The following is a 16837-nucleotide window of genomic DNA, read 5'->3' as shown; positions in this document are numbered from 1 at the left end:
CCAGCAAATTCTTATAAGGAAATTACTCCTATTTCACTAGTTCTATCGGCCTAATTCTTTTTTGCTAGCGAGGCGATGAACAAGAACGTCAATAAGTAAAAAGATGCCCCATTTAGTGCTTCACCAGGTGGAGTTCCCGTTGAAGTTACACTCATCATCTGCCCGGCAATAAAACGCATAACTGGATCAAGGGCAAGAGTTAACAAAATCAATGGAGTTAATCCTGGATAACGGAAGAACAATACAAATAGAAGCACTGCAAGAATAAGTTGTATTGCACCCCATTGGTGAAATATCGCAATTATGTTATCTCCGCCTGCAACGGATGTATCAATGCCAGCAATACTCTGAGCACCGCCATCTGCTGCAAATAGGTGAATGCAACTGCGCACTACCATTACTAACAAATAGATGGCTGTGACTATACGAATTGCCCGAAAACCTTCAAAACTTGTGGGGTTGTTTGGAAGTAGCTTTTTGAAATCAAACTTCATAATTCAACTATAAACCTAAATTACCAAGTTGGACATTAGTGCCATACATTTTCACTGAAAGCCCCTTGCTACTAAGTGATACTGATTTCACTTTAAGTCCCTTAGGGGGTGTAAGACTGCGTTGGCTCTTGCTCTTGATCTGAGTTTGAAGATCTGCTGGCAATGATGAAGCGGGAATGTCATTACCGAAAAGTGAAACACTCTTAAGTTCAAAATAAAGTTGATTGTTTGAGTACTTTGGAATCAGACTTGCTTTACCCATTCCACCAGCTCCGGCTGCAACCTGCAGAGTATTACCCACAATCTGTGCATCACCGAACTCCGATGCCTTTGCAATAGTTGATACAGGAATTGTGGCAGTTATCTCTAAAGAGCCGATAAGTGTTGGCTTAGATTTACTGATATTTCCTGCCGAAATTTTTATTGAAGAATCTGTATTACTTTCTTTTAAAGGATATTTATCTATATCTATATTAGCTAACTTGATTGAATCTGAAGTCATGTTACTTGCTATATCAGTTAGCGGAATAGATGCGCTTACCCCAGAAGCATTTGGCATCTCCCGCTTTACACCCGAAGCAATCTGGGATGAAATGTATTTTTCAAGGCCAAAAACTCCAGCAAAAATAGATAAAACAAGTACTGATGTTGCGATTAATTTAATTTTCATCAGCGGAACCTATCAGTGCAAACTGATAAATTTCATTGGTTCGGGATTAATAGCCTGTGAATTTGGATAGAAAATAATGTCGCCCATATCTGACCTATAACCGCTCAATATCTAGGAAAGGTCAGACTAAGTTATTAATCTTCATCAGACTCTTCATCTGATTCATCGCCTTTACCTGCAACTGGTGGCTCAATTACTTTTTGTCCCGCTTCAGCTGTGATAGATGCGCCAACTGGTCCCAGTAAAAAACTACTCAATACATTATTGGGTTTACCTTGAGTGTTGTGCTGATTAACAAAAGCCTTGCTGCCATCTTTTCCACAAATATTGGCAATCACAGATGCACCACCTGGATGGCTTTTTACGTAGCTAGTCAGGTTATAAACATTTCCATTAACAATGCTCCAGCAATCAGATTTTAAGTTATGAGTCTTAATCTCAGAATTAGATAAATTAATGGTGCCAGCTGGATTAATTGGTTTAGGCCCAGTTTCCGCTAAAGCAGTTGCCTGAGTTTGATCAATTCGATCCTTCCAAGTTGCCTGCGCCCCTGAGTGACCAACTAATATCGTAAGAACAAAACTTGAAATTGCGGTAATTGGAATAACTACTTTAAGCACTCTTTTACCGAGGTTGGCAACTCTCTCTCGTGTCCGTTCTGATTTCTCAAGTGCAAACCAAATGGAAAATAAGATGGCAAATGCAAGTACAACATAAGACAAGCGCTCACCTTGGGTGGCATGAGCATTTGGTAATCCAACTCGCTCGGCTAAGGCCTCACCTGATTGGGTAGCAATAAAAGCACTAACAGTGGCGAGTAAAACTGTGACTAACACAAGCGGTGAATAGTTCAGCCTAAGTTTAGGAATAAATATCACCAGTAGCGCACCTATAGCCGCTAGTGGCACCAGTACAGCCACACCATGATTAATGAGTGGATGAATTGGAAGGCCGGTGATTAGATCCATTTTTTTACAGCTCCGCTCTAACAAATCATCATCTTTCTCTTATAGTAGGCTCAATAACACAAAGCAGCAAAAGATAGATAACTTTCTGATTATTTTGAGCCTGAAATTATTGCTCATTTAACTCACATCAATTTAGTGCTTTAATTCAACCCTGTAATTAGGAGAGAAAATGAAACCTGCAAAAATAGCCGATTTTGGAATCACTGAAGAGTTTGGCTATTTGCCATCTAAAGATCCAGCTCAGTCATTATCACCTGGTAATGAAGAGTGGGATCAGTTTGGTAAGGATCTTCCTAAGTTATTAATGAGTACAAACTTTAGAGCAAAGGTTAAAGCTCTTCCTAAATTTAATATTGATAAATTAAAAGGTGAAGCAGAGATTCAAAGAGCGATGTTGGTTTTAAGTTACATCGGTCAGTCATATCAGTGGAGTGAGAACACCCCAGCCACTGTAATGCCAGCAAACTTAGCGCTGCCTTGGTATGAGGTTGGTAAGTTAGTAGGCAGGCCGCCAATTCTTTCCTACCAAAGTTATGCCTCAGATAATTGGCGCCGCTTTGATAAGAATGGCCCGATTGAATGCGGCAATATTGGCTTGGCACAATGTTTCTTGGGTGGACAAGATGAAGAGTGGTTTATTTTAATTCACATCGATATTGAGAAAAAAGCTGGTAAGTCACTTAAAGCAATTGAAGATGCACAGGCCGCTGTTGCTGCAAATGATGCTGATCAGTTAGAGGCTTCCCTTACGAAACTACGCGATGCACTAGCTTTGATGTATCAAGTGTTGGGCAGAATGCCAGAAAGGTGTGACCCATATATTTACTTCCATAGAGTTCGTCCATATATTTTTGGTTGGCGTAACAACCCATCCTTGCCAGATGGTGTGGTCTATGAAGGAGTGGACGAGTACAAAGGTGTTGGTCAAAAATTTAGAGGAGAGACTGGAGCACAGAGTGCAATAATTCCAGCGATGGATGGCGTATTAGGAATTGAACATGAGCGCGATGAATTACGTGAGTATTTAATGGAGATGAGAACTTATATGCCGCCAAAGCATGTTGCATTTATTGAAGCGGTAGAGGCTGGTCCATCTGTTCGCAACTTTGTCACAACTACTAAGCGCACATCTTTAACCTCAGTATTTAATGAGTGTGTTGAATTAGTAGCTAGTTTTCGAGCAATGCATTTGGAGTATGCCGGCACATATATTCACGCCCAAGCACAGGCAACACCTGGAAATCCATCTGCTGTTGGCACTGGTGGCACACCATTTATGACCTACCTGCGCAAGCACAGAGATGAGACAAAGAAGCAAACCATCTCTTAAATCACCAAGCAGGTACGCTTTGTTAATGCTCACTAGGTTTGCCAAAATCTTTTCTGCCAGCTCATCCCTTACTAAATTAAATGATATTTCAAAGGGTGAGCGGGTTGTAAAAAGTAAAACCCTTCAGTTCTACTCTGCTAATCGAAATATTGGTAATTACTTACCAGTTCTTGCAATTCATCAGATGTTAGATCAAGAGCTAGATACCTGGAATATCCATAAATCCCCAGTTGATTGGGAGTTTGTTCATAAAAACTACACCCAGGTAATTGTTGGTGGCGCAGGGTTATTGCACTCAGTCTTTGAAAAGTTTTGGGTTGATCTAGATAAGAACTGTAAGTTACCAATCATTATCTGGGGAATTGGGGTGTGCCTGCCTGATAATGATTCAGTAAAAGGTGTGCCAAAGGCAGTTGTGCAATCAGTATTTAACAGAGCAACTTTTGCAAATGTAAGGGATGAGTTAACTCGGGATTTTTACGATCTAAAATCTGAGATCTCCATAACCGCCTGTCCCACCTTGGTCTATGTGGCCAATAAATTTAAGGTGGCACCAAAGAGTGATGTTGGAAAGAGGATCTTGCATAGCTCACATGTGGATTTAGAGCCAACTGGCGCAGCTGGTGAGATAGAGAGAGTAATCAAAGAGTCAGGTTTTGATTACAACTTTACGGATAATATCGAGAGCACAAAAAATCCATTAAAGAAGAACTTAAAGATGTATCAAGATTGTGATTATGTGGTTACCACCCGATTACATGGCGCCATCATCGCCTACGCCTTTAATCGACCATATATTGCAATCTCATTTGATCCAAAGATTGCAGCCTTTAATAAGTTATATGGCGGCGGGATATGTATTACTGAGCTCTCGCAATTACCAACGGCAATAGGAAGTGATCAATTTAAGGTATCTAGGGATTACAAAGCCGAGCTTGCAAAGATTAAGCAGTTTGGCGCACAGATTAAGGCTGCAATCACCAGGTAGAAAGGGTGGGCAAAGATCAGTAAACTCATCCTTTGTAATACAACTAAAAAAGTAAAGATTTAAACAATTAAAACAGGGGGTGCATTGTGCAGGCATCTACCGAGCAACAAGGTCTAATTTTGGAGCTTCAGCTCCTAGATAATGAAATTATGCAGGCAAATACCAAACTTAAATCCTTGCCTGAAATAGAACAATTACTTCATATTGAAAAAAGAGTTACTGCCGCCAATGATGAGCTAGCAGTAGTCAGATCAGAATCTGATCAAATCGCACTTGAGCTTCGCCGTGGTGAGGTTGATGTTGAAACTGTTACAGATCGTATTAAAAAAGATGAGGCGAGATTATCCTCCGGTAATGCCACTCCAAAGGAGTTAGAGCAACTCCAACATGAGGTTGAGACCTTAAAAAAGCGCCAAGAATCATTGGAGGAGATTGAGCTAGAGATCATGATTAGAAACGACGCGGTTATTGCTCGAACTAATACTTTAAGTACTGATCTAGCCTCCCTTCAAACCTTAAAGGATGAGATCTCAGGCCGATTACAAAGTGCAACGGATGAAATTAATAAAGTAATTACAGATAAAAATACGGCGCGTAGTTTAGTTGCTGGCAAAATTGAAAAAGTGTTACTTGATCTTTATGAAAAGATTAGAGGAAATGGTGGTGGAGTTGGTGCTGCTGCCTTAGTTGGTAATAAATGCAACGGCTGTAATCTGGCAATTAACGCAGTTGAGATGGATCGAATTAAATCCTTAGCCAAAGATGAATTACTTAGATGTGAAGAGTGCCGGCGGATATTGGTAAGAATTTAAATGCCAAGACATTTTGTAATCACCGCAGATGGTGGCAGCAGGGGAAATCCAGGTAAAGCTGCCTATGGCGCAGTGGTTTATGAAAATGATCAAATCCTTAAAGAGGTTGGGGCGTCAATTGGAATTGCTTCAAATAATGTGGCTGAGTATGAAGGTTTAATTGCAGGATTAAAAGCAGCTAATGAGATTGATCCAACAGCCACAATATTGGTGAAGATGGATTCAAAGTTAGTAGTTGAGCAGATGAGTGGAAGATGGAAGGTGAAGCATCCAAATATGCAAAAGCTAGTTAAACAAGCTTTTGCTAGCCATGATCCAAAACTTGTCTCATATCAGTGGATTCCCCGCGAGGAGAACTCACATGCAGATTCAATACTTAATGATGTATTAGATAGCGGAATGTAAGCATTTCCTTCTTAAAAATATCTTCGGTATCATTAGCACTGAAGAGTCGTCTGGATCATCGCGTTATGAAAATACCGAGGAAAGTCCGGACTCCAAAGAGTAAGGTGATGGCTAATGGCCATCCAGGGTAACCTGCGGGATTAGTGCCACAGAAAATAAACCGCCATTAGCAATAATGGTAAGGATGAAACGGTGGTGTAAGAGACCACCAGCATTTACGGCAACGTATATGGCTAGGTAAACCCCACCTGGAGCAAGACCAGATTGTTGGCATTTGAGAGCTACTCGCTCGAGTCAACGGGTAGGTTGCTTGAATCTGTAAGCAATTACAGATCTAGATGGATGATGATCTCTCGCAAGAGAACAGGATCCGGCTTATAGGGCGACTCTTCTTCTAATTAGGTGGGCGCAGGTTAAAACTGCGCTCACCTTTCTGCATTTTGTTTGTACAAGTTGTTACATAACCTGTCGCAGATTTAGATGTTTTTATGGGGAATCAATGGGCAAATATGGGCATTTCTATGGGCAGAATTCTGACTACAAACAACTTCGCTTGTGGCAGGCAACCTTCAGAATTTACGAGTATGTTTAAGTACAGATAGGTGGTGGGTCATGCAAATCAATATCGACAAGAAAAATGGAATTTTATCAGGGGTCATAGCAGTACTCATTGGCGTCATTATTTTCTTAATGGGTACTCAAAATGGCTCTTCAGGTTTGTTTGGGATGAACCACTCAGCCATGGATGGAGAAAACAACTCAACGAACTCCAGTTTGCTTGGTTCAGATGTAATGTTTTTTGAAATGATGATTCCTCATCACCAACAAGCCGTTGATATCTCTGATCTGGCCATCGCTCGCTCCAAAGACACCGAACTTGTTGAATTGGCTCAGAAAATCAGAGATGGACAAGCCGCCGAGATTATTCAAATGAAAAATTGGCTTCTAGATGCTGGCGATAGTTCAATGATGGGCCACGGAATGAACCACTCGATGGGTGATGGAATGGGTGGAATGCTCACTGAGTCTGAATTAAGTACCCTTAACTCTCTCAGCGGCTCAAAATTTGATGCTTACTGGCTTAGGGGCATGATCACCCACCATGAAGGCGCCCTGCATATGGTTACGATGATTAGGGACTCGAACCGCCCAGAATTTCGAAACTTTGGAAAAGTAATCATCTCTGTTCAAACTGTCGAAATAGAGCAGATGAAAAAAATACTCAGTCGGATGAGTGCGTAATTGATAAACTTTATAAATCTAGAAACAGAAGTGGGGAGTTTTAATGAATAAGACATTCGAAGTCAAGGGTATGACATGTGGGCATTGTGAAGGACGGGTGACAAGTGAAATCCTGACAATACCTGGAGTTACAGAAGTTATCGCCAGTGCCGAAAAAGCGAACGTTATAGTTGAATCCGAAGTTGAAATCTCACAAGAATCTATTGAGCTTGCTGTGCAAAGAGCTGGTTACTCTGTCGTTAAGTAGCTAAAACTTTCTGAAGATTTTCGATACTTGGGTTTTTCTAAGAGCGAAAAGCAAAGTTCAATCACGACAAGGACACCCCTGCATTTATGAGTGTCCTTTCTCACTCCGAGGCGAAGAGAACCCACTTTTTGTAGAGACACACCAATTTTCACTTGGAATTACTCTCGTTTATCCTTTAACCTTCTTCAATGCTGCTAAGGGGTATGAAAGCCAGATGGTTAGCCGTGCCCCTTGCTGCCCTTTTTCTTCTTTTTAGCACAGGAGCTGCAGCAGCACCTGACTGCCATGTTGCATCGGCGGTGCAACCGACTAGCCAATCTGAGGCAGTTAGTAGCCACGCAGGGCACACACATAGCCATTCACCTCAAATAACCACCAGCGCTGCTTCAAATTCTCAAGAAACTCTGTTCTCTGTGGGAAGCACGCTCAGCAGTGAAATATGTGTTGTGGTCGGGTTCATCGTTTTGCTATTGCTTCGCTTCTCACGTGCGATTAGATCAACCCTCACGGCGAAGCGATTTTCTCTACCGAGATATCACGTACCCCTATTTCTGTCTAAAAATCTGGGTTATCTCAATTTAAATCATCTTCAGTTGGGGATAATTCGCATCTAATTCTTCTCTCGTCCAGAAATTAACTACGAGAAAGGAATTTTATGCTGAAAAAAATCAGTGTTTTATTGTTGGCTGTTGGAGTCATTCTGATTCCAAGTGGCGCTAATGCTTCGACGCATGCAAAGTCATTACAAAATCTAGGCATGAATGAAATCATGTTTGCACAGATGATGATTCCGCATCATGAACAAGCGATTTCTATGTCGGAAACCGCTCTCAAGAAGAGTCGCAACCAGGCAATTTTGAAACTCTCTAACCAGATAAAGAGCCTTCAAGGCACCGAAAAGTCACAGTTGGCTTATTGGCTGAAAGCGACAGATTCTTCAATGACCATGGACCACGATATGCAGATGTCTGGCATGTTAACTACGAAGGAACTTGCTTCACTGAAACGTCTGACTGGAACCCAGTTCGATCGGACATTCCTGCAACTGATGATCAAGCATCATCAGGGGGCAATTGAAATGCTTGATCTAATTTCTGACTCCAGAAATGCGGAAGCTAAGGCACTTGCCAAAGCAATCAAATCCGCACAAAGTAAAGAAATAACTTCCATGAAACTACTACTTAATAAATTAAAATAAGGAGAAATTGAATGCGTAAAGTAATTGTAAGTATTGCGACTGTAATTGGTTTAGTTCTAAGCTCAAATGTGGCCTTTGCAGATTCTGCAAAGCCTGGTCAAAGCATGACCCACATGAAGACCGCTGCAGGAGTTGCATCAACTCTTGAAGCAGCAGGAGTAATTCTTTATGTTCAAGGTGGAGCAACTTCTGCTGTTATTGGTGACAATCTGAGTGCGGCAACCAGCCAGGTTGTTTTTCACATCCCAGTAACTGCAAATAAGGCTGGTGTTCAACATGTTGGAAGCAATATTATTTTCTTCAATACAGCAAACAACCAATACCTCACACTTAAAAATCCAGTTATCGATCTAGCAAAGGGTGTTGTTTCAGCAACTGTTCCTCAGGCAGGAGATGCAAAAGTAGATATTTTGACAATCACCAATGCATCAACTGCAAAGCCAAAGATCACAAATGATAAGAAGGCAAAGCAGCGCACAACTGCTTACGCAGGCACCACATTGGTACTTGCTCCAGGAGTAGCTGCAACGATCGCATCGGTGCTGGGTTTACCAGCAGGTTCATTGCCAGATGGCTTGGCTTTTGGAACAGCTGATGTAACTCTTTATAGCAAGCTGAAGTAAGGGATCAAAATGGAACCAATCTCACGTCGTTCTTTCCTTGCTGGTGTTTGTGCAGTTGTCGCATTAGGTGGAAGTGAGGTCCCCGCTGCAGCGAATACAGCGGTGAAGAAACTTCCTGGTGGCCGTCTATCGGTTGATCTAAAGGCGGTGCCTGCATTGGCAAAAGTTGGTGGAGCAACAAGGATTGGTTCTGTAAAGGGGGTGCCAGTTGCGATCGCTCGCACTGGCACCTCTAAATACATTGCCTTTAATCTTTTATGCCCGCATCAAAAGGTAACTGTCACGCAAAATGAGAAAGGGTGGGTTTGCAATGCCCATGGCTCTGAATTCGAATCTGACGGCGATTTGGCGTTAGGTCCAGCCACGACAGGGCTGGCTCGGGTACCAATGAAGATCTCAAAAGGTCTAGCCACCATCGGGTAATTAAGCCTGAGCATATAGATGGGATTGTCATCAATGCGAAAGTTTTTGATAGTCACAATTGTTTCAACGCTAATTATTATTGTTACTTACTTCCTGCCAAGTGGAGTTTGGGCCGAATTTGGAGAATTGCCAGCGCACCCGCTGATAATTCATGGCGTAGTAGTTCTTTTGCCATTGCTTGCAATTCTTCTGCTTGCAGGACTTTTTTGGAAAAATCTACTTAAGAAGTTACATCTTCCCCTTATAGGAGCACTTGCACTTTCTGTAGTAGGCGTTCTTGCTGCCAAGTCGTCTGGATACTCGCTATCGGCCGTAGTAGGTCTTCCAAAGTCTCATGCACAGTGGGGCAATTACCTAGTCTTACTTGCCATTGCACTCGTATCCTCATTTGTACTTTTTTCATATTTTTCTTTCTATAAGAAAAGCAAGATAGCGTCATCAAGCCTAGGAGTTCTAATGGCTTTTCTGGCGGTTTGTGCGATTGGAATGACCTATGTAGTTGGCCATTCAGGTGCAGAAAGTGTTTGGAAGTACAAATACAATTCCGTTAAGGACCAGCAAGGATTACCATAGAAAAGACTCCTGGCGCTGGGTGGCCGAGAGTTAGTTAGAAAGTTCGTAGATCGCAGTCCTAGTGTTATGAGTCTTCTTTATTGATTGCAGAACTTGCTCAATCTTTGGGGGCAATATTGAGGGCAATTGAACTGTTTGAGCGTAGCTTCACGCATAACAATGTCGTCTCCGGCTTATAGGGCGACTCTTCTTCCAATTAGGTGGGTGCAGGTTAAAACTGCGCTCACCTTTCTGCATATTTGTTGTACAAGTTATGACAAAACCTGTCGCAGATTTGAATGTTTTTATGGGGAAACCATGGGCAAATATGGGCAGTTCTATGGGCAGATTTTTGACTTCAAACAACTTCTTGGTGTTTAGTATTGTCAATGATAACTCCTTGAAGGGGACAAAAGCACATGCTTATTTACAGTTCAATCGTTGAGAAATTGGTACGTAAAACTTTTCTTGCCGTCCAAAATCACAATTATGAAGAAGTGTTAAAGGGTGTGTCCTCTACCAACCTCACCCATCGTTTTGCAGGTCCTAACTCACTGGGTGGCATCCGACATGACAAAGAAGCTATGAGTCGATGGTTCAAACGAGTAGGGACTGTGCTGCCAAATCTTAAGTTTGAGGTTACAAGTGTTTTAGTTCAAGGAGGGCCATGGAACACAACAGTTGTTGCCCGATGGGTAGCAACCTGCAATCTTGAAAATGGAGAACCTTACGTAAATCCTGGAATCCATGTAATCAAACTGCGCTGGGGCAAGGCATATGACTTCGATGTTTATGAAGATACTTTTGCGGTTACAGCAGGGCTAGAGAAACAAGCAAAGTCGGGAATTGCAGACGCTAGTGCTCCCCAAATTGTGAGCTAATTCAAACTTTCCGGCTTATAGGGCGACTCTTTACTACAATTAATCAATGAAATTCATTATCAACGTAATAGATGATCAATCAAACTCTGGCAGACCAGCTGAAATGGCTGAGATAAATAAGTTTAATGATCAACTGCGGGTCAATGGGCAATTTATCTTTGCAGGCGGCCTCGCTTCTCCAGAGAGTGCAGATGTAATTGATAATCGAAATGATGCGAATTTGTCCACTGGAAAACCACTATTTGCTAACAAAGAGAACTTCTCTGGTTTTTGGTTGATCCAGGCAGAAAGTATTGATGTAGCAAGAAAGTTAGCATTTGCTGGATCTAAGGCTTGTAATCGTAAGGTTGAGCTTAGGCCGCTTCTTGGTTAATGTAGACAAAGCCCTTACTATCTTGTAATGGTTAGAGTAAAAACATTTGCACCAGTCATATTTGTTTTACTCTGGAGCACAGGCTTTATCGGCGCTAAGTACATACTTCCTTATGCTGAGCCTTTTGTTTTCTTAACAATTAGATACTTCTTCGCCACTCTTGTTTTGGTTTTAATCGCAAGGGCATTAAAGGAGCCGCTTCGAATTAGTAGGGCGGCAATAAAACAATCAATGATTGTGGCGCTTTTCTTGCATGTTATTTACATCGGCGGAGTTTTCTATGCGATATTTATTGATATCCCAGCAGGTATTACTGCGGTAATTGTTAGCTTGCAACCTATTTTAGTTTCAGCACTCGCCATTCCATTACTGAGGGAGAAGCTTTCATACCGCCAGGTATTTGGGTTAGCACTTGGTTTTATTGGCGTTCTCTTTTTGCTCTCACCAAAGTTATTTGAAGGAGATCTCTCCACCGGCTTTTCAACCTTTGGAATTATCTGCTGCGTTCTAGCACTCCTTGGAACAACTGCTGGTTATTTACTGCAGAAAAAAGGGGGAGCAGATATTCCATTCCTAGCTGGAACGGCAGTTCAATTTGCTACCTCAACAGTTATATTTGCAATTGCATCTGTAATCTTTGAGCCACTTAATGTAAATATCACCTTAGAGTTTGTCTTAGCCTTAAGTTGGATTGTTTTAGCTCTTTCAATTGGCTCCATATTCTTACTCTTTTACTTACTAAGAAATGACAGTGCTTCATCTGTATCAAGTCTTTACTACCTTGTGCCACCCCTTGCTGCTGTGCAGGCCTACTACTTTTTTGATGAACGAATTAAGGGCATTGGTTTAATTGGTATGGCACTGGCTGCATTGGGTACTTTAATTGTTACTAAGAATTCAAAAACAGCCGGACATTAATTACTGATTTAAGAAGATCTTGTATTGCACACGATCTGTAATGGCAACCTTGTCATAGAGTTTTCGAGCAGTTTCATTGTCCGGGGCAGTTGTCCAATAAAGCCGCTTTGATCCTTTAGCAATTGCAATATCTTCAACAGCTTTTATTAGCGCTCTACCAACACCCTTACCTCTAACCTTTGGATCGGTATAAAGATCTTCTAAGTAACAAAAATCCTCAACTGCCCAAGTTGATGGCCTAAAGATGTAATGGGTGAAGCCAACAATCTCACCATCTAATTCAGCAAGTAAGCCATTGATATTAAAGCCAGAGTTTAAGCGCTGCCAGGTTAATTCAAACTGTTCATCACTTAACTTTGATTTATAAAAAACTATGTACTCTTTAAACAACTCAAGCCATCTATCTTTATCACTGACTGTGATTGGGCGAATTTTTATGCTCATATCGCAATCATATAAGAGTTTTGAAGTTACTGCGAGTGATCAAGTAATGTGCAATAATTAAGTACTTCAGTTTGGCAGGTAAATGACTCGGATAACTCCGGGTCATTTTACTTTTCCACAGATTTTCAAAAAATGCCCACTACAAGCTTATATTGGAGATTCTACGTTGGTGATGTGGATGTGTTGTAATTGGCAGCATATCTATTTTTGCCAAATTGAAGGTGCGAGTTCAAATCTCGTCATCTACACCACAGTCTCGATTATTTAATTGATCAACTGGCAGCGGTCTTAAGATTAAACAATTGAGCAACAGGGGCCAAATATGGCCCCTGTTTTATTTATTCCCAATTATTGTCCTAACATGGGTAAGTGAACTCAATTAGAAATGTAGTTCGAATAGTTGCAATCGCAAATTTTGCATACTTTTGTGTGGAGTTCTTCTTTGCCCTAAGGATTGGCTCTGTTGCACTCTTCGCGGACAGCATAGATTTTCTTGAGGATGCCTCCGTTAACATCCTGATCTTTATGGCAATGGGCTGGAGCTTGTTGGCTAGAAAAAGATTAAGTAAATTCTTCGCTCTCCTCCTTCTAGTCCCTGCTATTTCTGTATTGATCTCAACCATCTATGAGATCAATAATCCATCAACTCCTGATGCAATCTCATTAACCACGGTTGGAATAGGTGCGTTAATAGTTAATTTCTCTTGTGCTTTTTTACTAGCAAAATTTCGAAGTTCTGCGAAAAGTTTGGTACTAGCTGCATATTTATCAGCCAGAAATGATGCACTAGCAAATGTGGCAATTATTGCCGCTGGCATCACCACTATCTTTTGGAGCAGTGCTATTCCAGATTTAGCAGTTGGTCTTGCCATTGGAATGCTAAATGCAGATGCGGCGATAAAGGTGTGGCGAAGTACTGAGCATTAATCAGCAGTAATCTGATTAACTATCCCCATGGAATTAGAATTTTTCGCTCACAGTGAGGTGTTAGCACCATTTTTCTTTTTGATTGGCATGCAACTAAGGAATGAGATCTCACATCCAAAAGAGATTTTGCTGCCAACCCTTGCTGCCTTAGGTGGAATGCTATTTCCAGCATTAATTTTTATCAGTTTAAATTCTGATCCTGTAATAGCTCAAGGTTGGCCTTTAGTTATGCCAACCGATATCGCACTTGTGATGTTGGTTGTCCTTGCCTTAGGCAAACGCGCATCAGTTTCTTTAAAAACCTTTTTATTAGCTTTAGCTGTTGCTGATGATCTACTTTCTATAATTGTTTTAGGTGTTAAATACACTGGCGCTCTAAAGGCAACAGAGGTTTTGGCAAGTATTGGCGCAGTACTGCTTGGGGCGTTAATTGGTAAAGCACCACTTGAAAAATACTTTATTAAGTTTGTTAACTTTGTAATTTTGCCGATCTATGTCTTTGCAAATGTTTATCCAACCCTAACGGCTGATCTTGAACTGCAATCAGACCTTGGTAATTCAATTATTATCGCTAGAGTGGTTGGCAAAATTGTTGGTATCACACTCTTTGGATTAGTTGGAGCTAAACTCTTTAAGAGTCATTTGTTGGTAGGCAAACTAGAATTAGTTGGCGGATCTGCCCTTGCTGGCATGGGACTTGCAGTATCAATCATGATTGCAAACTTGAGTTATACCTCTGATATTTTGCTTAATCAGGCTAAAGTTGGCTTATTAGTTGCTGCGCTTTTATCTGCAGTTATTGGTAGTTTGATTTTGATTATTGGCTCCAGAAGAGTTAGGAATTAGATATGTGTAGCAAGGTAATTTGTCGGACATGTAAGAAGCTAACCTGGTCTGGATGCGGTGAACATATTGAAGAGGTGTTATTCGGTATTACTGAAGCTGATCGTTGCCAAGGCCATGAAGGTCAGGTAAAAAAGTCAGGAATATTTAGCAAGTTATTTAGTAGGTAAATAGGTGGCAATTGAAGTTGTAGTAGGAGATAGTGCCAGCCGCCTTAAATCACTTCGGCTTAGTGCGTTAAAAGATGCTCCTTACGCATTTGGAGCGAAGTATGAGGATGAATTATTGATTGAAGATACCCAGTGGCAGGAGCGATTAAAAAATACCTATTGGTGTTTTGTGGTTGCAGATGGTGTTGATATTGGATTACTTGCAGTAGATAAAGCGGATAAAGATCGCAATAGTGATTGCTGGCTATCTAGTTGGTGGATTAACGAGGATTTTAGAGGCAAAGAAATTCCACAATTAATGTTGGAATGGGTAGTTAAGTTATCTAAGGAAAATCAGTGGCAAATAATTGGATTGGGTGTGTGGCCAGAGAATTTAAGGGCTAGGAGTGCTTATAAGAAGTTAGGATTTGTGGAGGCAGATAAGCCATTACCATCTAGATCTAAACCAGGTCAGATGTACTTAGGAATGTATAGGCAGGTGAAATAGATTGAGTAAGTTAGAGATCGATCAATATATTTCAGCCCAAAAAGAGCCTGAGAAAACCTTGCTTAAAAATATGCGCAAGATGATATTAGAGATTGAACCAGAGCTTAAGCAGGGGATCTCTTATGGAATTCCTGCCTTTAAATTAGGAAAAGATGTTGTTTGTGGAATTGCTGCCCGACGTACTGGTTGCTCCTTTTATCCATTCAGTGGCTCAGTGCTTGAAGCCTTAAATAAAGATTTAGTCATTTATAAGCAAACAAAGAGTGCTTTGCACTTTGATGCACCACTTCCTAAAACTTTGGTGAGAAAACTGATGACGCAGCGAATGGTGCAGATAATGGTCAAAAGAAAAGGTAAGTAAAGTTGTAAGATCAGCTCATGGGAAAAGTAGCTAAGCCAAATCAAGTATGTGATATCCCACAAGCAGAGCTAGATCGCTATGAGAAATTAGACCAAGAGTGGCGCGAATACAACATTGCAGCACCTGCGAGGCGAGCATTAGTTGATGCTAAGTTATATAAGGTCTCAGATCTTCGAAAGATTTCACTGGCTGAATTAGAAGGCTTACATGGCATGGGAAAATCAGCTGTTGCAAGGCTTAAAGTATTAATGAATGCTAAAAAAATTAAGTTTCGCCCGTGAAAAATTTTTTCCTCTGGTTTATAAGGTTATTTAGCGATCGCAGGATTTGGGTTCGCCAAATTACGGTGGCCGCCCTTGCATCTGCTACCGCCTGGGTAATAGGTGATTCCTTAGTTTTTAAAGGCGGCTTAGTAGCAGCAATTGTTTGCGCTTTAAGCATTCGAATCTCACTCTATAAATCAGTAAGAGAAGGATTAGGACAAATAGTTGGAACTGCAATTGGCGCAGGCGTTGCCTTGTTAACTGTTCACTACTTTAGCTTTGGGGTAATTGCTATTGGCACTACCGTATTTTTATGCTCAGTTGTTGCTCGTGGACTTCGCCTGGGTGAGGTGGCCTCGGTAAACGTTCCAGTAACGGCATTAATTGTTATTGGTCCTGGAATCTCTGGCTCAACAGCAGAACATAGATTAGTTTCCACATTAATTGGCGCAGCAGTTGCAATCATTTTTTCCTACTTCTCACATCCAAATACCCCAGCTGGTCGAACTGTTAATCAAATAACAAGGTTGGGTAAAAGAGGGGCTGAGTTAATTAGTGATATGGCAGAGGGAGTTGCCGGTGGCTTCACCCAAAAGCAGGCGGGTGCTTGGTTATCAAGAGCTAGATTATTAGTTGAGGAGATTCCAACTTTAAGAAGCCAAGCAATAGAGGCAAAGCGTTATGCCAAATGGTCACCACTTGCTGAAGTTGATGTGGCTGAATCTTTATATATACAAGGAGTAGCAATTGAACATATGGTGGTTCAAATAAGGGGAATGGCAAGAGCATTATTTGATTCAACCTCTGATCCAAATCGAAAAGATACGGTTGATCGCCAGATTGCTTACGCACTCTCTGCTACCTCAAATGCAATTACTGAAAAGCTAGAGTTATTGCAATCATCAAATCGAGAGCGAATCATCGACAACATTGCCAGGGATTTGCGGCAAGCAGCTGATAATTTAACTGAAGAATTGATAGCAATGGCAGATAAGCTACCTCGTAGCCAATTTGTTAGATGCATTGCAATCGTCTCGCAAATGAAAATTATCGCTAACTCATTAGATGAGAGCTCACCCGCCTTGCACTCAGTCACAACACCAGGGGAGCCAACAAGTGCCAAGGTAATTGGCCTATCCCCAGTTAAGCAGACAAGCCGGTTGTATCGAAGGATTCTTTTGACTCTTCGCACATTCTTGCGCCGCTAGTAGGATAAAT

General features: G+C 41.3%; 24 protein-coding genes, 1 tRNA gene and 1 other RNA gene. 22 read left to right on the top strand and 4 right to left on the bottom strand.

Annotated features, from left to right (window positions below; genetic code table 11):
- Positions 1 to 50: 50 nt before the first annotated feature.
- The 3 genes from B1s21122_RS04910 to B1s21122_RS04900 all read right to left on the bottom strand — a co-directional run bounded on the left by B1s21122_RS04910 (position 51) and on the right by B1s21122_RS04900 (position 2132).
- Positions 51 to 494: a hypothetical protein gene (locus B1s21122_RS04910; RefSeq protein ID WP_095680351.1), complete on the bottom strand. Its 444-nt coding sequence runs from the start codon at positions 492 to 494 to the stop codon at positions 51 to 53.
- Positions 495 to 501: 7 nt separating this feature from the next.
- Complete coding sequence (locus B1s21122_RS04905; protein WP_095680352.1) at positions 502 to 1164, bottom strand: hypothetical protein; 663 nt, start codon at positions 1162 to 1164, stop codon at positions 502 to 504.
- A 134-nt stretch (positions 1165 to 1298) separates the two neighbouring features.
- On the bottom strand, positions 1299 to 2132 hold the full coding sequence (locus tag B1s21122_RS04900; RefSeq protein ID WP_095680353.1) for a cytochrome b5 domain-containing protein: 834 nt from the start codon (positions 2130 to 2132) through the stop codon (positions 1299 to 1301).
- Between the two features lie 169 nt (positions 2133 to 2301).
- Here B1s21122_RS04900 and B1s21122_RS04895 point away from each other — a divergent pair, with 169 nt between their 5' ends.
- The 14 genes from B1s21122_RS04895 to B1s21122_RS04830 all read left to right on the top strand — a co-directional run bounded on the left by B1s21122_RS04895 (position 2302) and on the right by B1s21122_RS04830 (position 12124).
- The gene (locus B1s21122_RS04895) at positions 2302 to 3462 is read left to right on the top strand and encodes a PrnB family protein (RefSeq protein ID WP_095680354.1); all 1161 of its coding nucleotides are present in this window, start codon (positions 2302 to 2304) and stop codon (positions 3460 to 3462) included.
- Between the two features lie 25 nt (positions 3463 to 3487).
- On the top strand, positions 3488 to 4450 hold the full coding sequence (locus B1s21122_RS04890; RefSeq protein ID WP_190278554.1) for a polysaccharide pyruvyl transferase family protein: 963 nt from the start codon (positions 3488 to 3490) through the stop codon (positions 4448 to 4450).
- Between the two features lie 86 nt (positions 4451 to 4536).
- A complete protein-coding gene (locus B1s21122_RS04885; protein ID WP_095680356.1) occupies positions 4537 to 5262 on the top strand; it encodes a zinc ribbon domain-containing protein in 726 nt (241 codons plus the stop codon).
- Positions 5263 to 5667, top strand: a complete 405-nt coding sequence (locus B1s21122_RS04880; RefSeq protein ID WP_095680357.1) for a reverse transcriptase-like protein — start codon at positions 5263 to 5265, stop codon at positions 5665 to 5667.
- 42 nt (positions 5668 to 5709) lie between these two features.
- An RNA gene (gene rnpB, locus B1s21122_RS04875) (RNase P RNA component class A) lies at positions 5710 to 6061 on the top strand.
- A gap of 218 nt (positions 6062 to 6279) precedes the next feature.
- Positions 6280 to 6909 (top strand): DUF305 domain-containing protein, encoded by a 630-nt coding sequence (locus B1s21122_RS04870; RefSeq protein WP_095675832.1) that lies wholly within the window; start codon positions 6280 to 6282, stop codon positions 6907 to 6909.
- Positions 6910 to 6952: 43 nt separating this feature from the next.
- Positions 6953 to 7156, top strand: a complete 204-nt coding sequence (locus tag B1s21122_RS04865) for a heavy-metal-associated domain-containing protein (protein WP_095675833.1) — start codon at positions 6953 to 6955, stop codon at positions 7154 to 7156.
- A gap of 655 nt (positions 7157 to 7811) precedes the next feature.
- On the top strand, positions 7812 to 8354 hold the full coding sequence (locus tag B1s21122_RS04860; RefSeq protein ID WP_095675834.1) for a DUF305 domain-containing protein: 543 nt from the start codon (positions 7812 to 7814) through the stop codon (positions 8352 to 8354).
- An 11-nt stretch (positions 8355 to 8365) separates the two neighbouring features.
- Positions 8366 to 8977 (top strand): hypothetical protein, encoded by a 612-nt coding sequence (locus B1s21122_RS04855; protein ID WP_095675835.1) that lies wholly within the window; start codon positions 8366 to 8368, stop codon positions 8975 to 8977.
- Between the two features lie 9 nt (positions 8978 to 8986).
- A complete protein-coding gene (locus B1s21122_RS04850; protein ID WP_095675836.1) occupies positions 8987 to 9400 on the top strand; it encodes a QcrA and Rieske domain-containing protein in 414 nt (137 codons plus the stop codon).
- An 18-nt stretch (positions 9401 to 9418) separates the two neighbouring features.
- Positions 9419 to 9973 (top strand): DUF2231 domain-containing protein, encoded by a 555-nt coding sequence (locus B1s21122_RS04845; RefSeq protein WP_095680358.1) that lies wholly within the window; start codon positions 9419 to 9421, stop codon positions 9971 to 9973.
- A 398-nt stretch (positions 9974 to 10371) separates the two neighbouring features.
- Positions 10372 to 10833 (top strand): nuclear transport factor 2 family protein, encoded by a 462-nt coding sequence (locus tag B1s21122_RS04840; protein WP_095680359.1) that lies wholly within the window; start codon positions 10372 to 10374, stop codon positions 10831 to 10833.
- 46 nt (positions 10834 to 10879) lie between these two features.
- Positions 10880 to 11206 (top strand): YciI family protein, encoded by a 327-nt coding sequence (locus B1s21122_RS04835; protein ID WP_095680360.1) that lies wholly within the window; start codon positions 10880 to 10882, stop codon positions 11204 to 11206.
- Positions 11207 to 11233: 27 nt separating this feature from the next.
- Positions 11234 to 12124, top strand: a complete 891-nt coding sequence (locus tag B1s21122_RS04830; protein WP_095680361.1) for a DMT family transporter — start codon at positions 11234 to 11236, stop codon at positions 12122 to 12124.
- On the opposite strand, the gene B1s21122_RS04825 is transcribed toward B1s21122_RS04830, so the two are convergent.
- Positions 12125 to 12568 (bottom strand): GNAT family N-acetyltransferase, encoded by a 444-nt coding sequence (locus B1s21122_RS04825; protein ID WP_095680362.1) that lies wholly within the window; start codon positions 12566 to 12568, stop codon positions 12125 to 12127.
- A 174-nt stretch (positions 12569 to 12742) separates the two neighbouring features.
- Here B1s21122_RS04825 and B1s21122_RS04820 point away from each other — a divergent pair.
- The 8 genes from B1s21122_RS04820 to B1s21122_RS04790 all read left to right on the top strand — a co-directional run bounded on the left by B1s21122_RS04820 (position 12743) and on the right by B1s21122_RS04790 (position 16827).
- Positions 12743 to 12819 (top strand) — tRNA-Gly (locus B1s21122_RS04820).
- Between the two features lie 118 nt (positions 12820 to 12937).
- Positions 12938 to 13495 carry a cation efflux transmembrane domain-containing protein gene (locus B1s21122_RS04815; protein WP_095680363.1) on the top strand — a complete coding sequence of 186 codons (558 nt, stop codon included), beginning with the start codon at positions 12938 to 12940 and terminating at the stop codon, positions 13493 to 13495.
- A 27-nt stretch (positions 13496 to 13522) separates the two neighbouring features.
- Positions 13523 to 14341 (top strand): Na+/H+ antiporter NhaA, encoded by an 819-nt coding sequence (locus tag B1s21122_RS04810; RefSeq protein ID WP_095680364.1) that lies wholly within the window; start codon positions 13523 to 13525, stop codon positions 14339 to 14341.
- A gap of 2 nt (positions 14342 to 14343) precedes the next feature.
- Positions 14344 to 14508 carry a hypothetical protein gene (locus B1s21122_RS06400; protein WP_190278553.1) on the top strand — a complete coding sequence of 55 codons (165 nt, stop codon included), beginning with the start codon at positions 14344 to 14346 and terminating at the stop codon, positions 14506 to 14508.
- Between the two features lie 4 nt (positions 14509 to 14512).
- Positions 14513 to 14995, top strand: coding sequence for a GNAT family N-acetyltransferase (locus B1s21122_RS04805; RefSeq protein ID WP_095680365.1), 483 nt, complete (start codon positions 14513 to 14515; stop codon positions 14993 to 14995).
- A gap of 1 nt (position 14996) precedes the next feature.
- A complete protein-coding gene (locus tag B1s21122_RS04800; protein WP_190278552.1) occupies positions 14997 to 15356 on the top strand; it encodes an iron chaperone in 360 nt (119 codons plus the stop codon).
- Between the two features lie 17 nt (positions 15357 to 15373).
- The gene (locus B1s21122_RS04795) at positions 15374 to 15637 is read left to right on the top strand and encodes a helix-hairpin-helix domain-containing protein (RefSeq protein ID WP_095680366.1); all 264 of its coding nucleotides are present in this window, start codon (positions 15374 to 15376) and stop codon (positions 15635 to 15637) included.
- Between the two features lie 65 nt (positions 15638 to 15702).
- Positions 15703 to 16827: an FUSC family protein gene (locus B1s21122_RS04790; RefSeq protein ID WP_236861133.1), complete on the top strand. Its 1125-nt coding sequence runs from the start codon at positions 15703 to 15705 to the stop codon at positions 16825 to 16827.
- Positions 16828 to 16837: the final 10 nt, after the last annotated feature.

Origin of the sequence: Candidatus Nanopelagicus limnes (assembly GCF_002287885.2) — a bacterium.
In the GTDB taxonomy this organism is placed as follows: Bacteria; Actinomycetota; Actinomycetes; order Nanopelagicales; family Nanopelagicaceae; genus Nanopelagicus; species Nanopelagicus limnae.
Note: the sequence above shows the minus strand (reverse complement) of the source record. Positions and strands in the feature narration are given on the sequence as shown.

Bases quoted from the DNA above. Each gene is read 5' to 3' on its own strand.
- B1s21122_RS04840 (WP_095680359.1), top strand. From the start codon at position 10,372: ATGCTTATTTACAGTTCAATCGTTGAGAAATTGGTACGTAAAACTTTT.
- B1s21122_RS04865 (WP_095675833.1), top strand. From the start codon at position 6,953: ATGAATAAGACATTCGAAGTCAAGGGTATGACATGTGGGCATTGTGAA.
- B1s21122_RS04835 (WP_095680360.1), top strand. From the start codon at position 10,880: ATGAAATTCATTATCAACGTAATAGATGATCAATCAAACTCTGGCAGA.
- B1s21122_RS04900 (WP_095680353.1), bottom strand. From the start codon at position 2,132: ATGGATCTAATCACCGGCCTTCCAATTCATCCACTCATTAATCATGGT.
- B1s21122_RS06400 (WP_190278553.1), top strand. From the start codon at position 14,344: ATGTGTAGCAAGGTAATTTGTCGGACATGTAAGAAGCTAACCTGGTCT.
- B1s21122_RS04860 (WP_095675834.1), top strand. From the start codon at position 7,812: ATGCTGAAAAAAATCAGTGTTTTATTGTTGGCTGTTGGAGTCATTCTG.
- B1s21122_RS04845 (WP_095680358.1), top strand. From the start codon at position 9,419: ATGGGATTGTCATCAATGCGAAAGTTTTTGATAGTCACAATTGTTTCA.
- B1s21122_RS04830 (WP_095680361.1), top strand. From the start codon at position 11,234: ATGGTTAGAGTAAAAACATTTGCACCAGTCATATTTGTTTTACTCTGG.
- B1s21122_RS04895 (WP_095680354.1), top strand. From the start codon at position 2,302: ATGAAACCTGCAAAAATAGCCGATTTTGGAATCACTGAAGAGTTTGGC.
- B1s21122_RS04850 (WP_095675836.1), top strand. From the start codon at position 8,987: ATGGAACCAATCTCACGTCGTTCTTTCCTTGCTGGTGTTTGTGCAGTT.
- B1s21122_RS04795 (WP_095680366.1), top strand. From the start codon at position 15,374: ATGGGAAAAGTAGCTAAGCCAAATCAAGTATGTGATATCCCACAAGCA.
- B1s21122_RS04890 (WP_190278554.1), top strand. From the start codon at position 3,488: ATGCTCACTAGGTTTGCCAAAATCTTTTCTGCCAGCTCATCCCTTACT.
- B1s21122_RS04810 (WP_095680364.1), top strand. From the start codon at position 13,523: ATGGAATTAGAATTTTTCGCTCACAGTGAGGTGTTAGCACCATTTTTC.
- B1s21122_RS04910 (WP_095680351.1), bottom strand. From the start codon at position 494: ATGAAGTTTGATTTCAAAAAGCTACTTCCAAACAACCCCACAAGTTTT.
- B1s21122_RS04870 (WP_095675832.1), top strand. From the start codon at position 6,280: ATGCAAATCAATATCGACAAGAAAAATGGAATTTTATCAGGGGTCATA.
- B1s21122_RS04905 (WP_095680352.1), bottom strand. From the start codon at position 1,164: ATGAAAATTAAATTAATCGCAACATCAGTACTTGTTTTATCTATTTTT.
- B1s21122_RS04880 (WP_095680357.1), top strand. From the start codon at position 5,263: ATGCCAAGACATTTTGTAATCACCGCAGATGGTGGCAGCAGGGGAAAT.
- B1s21122_RS04825 (WP_095680362.1), bottom strand. From the start codon at position 12,568: ATGAGCATAAAAATTCGCCCAATCACAGTCAGTGATAAAGATAGATGG.
- B1s21122_RS04855 (WP_095675835.1), top strand. From the start codon at position 8,366: ATGCGTAAAGTAATTGTAAGTATTGCGACTGTAATTGGTTTAGTTCTA.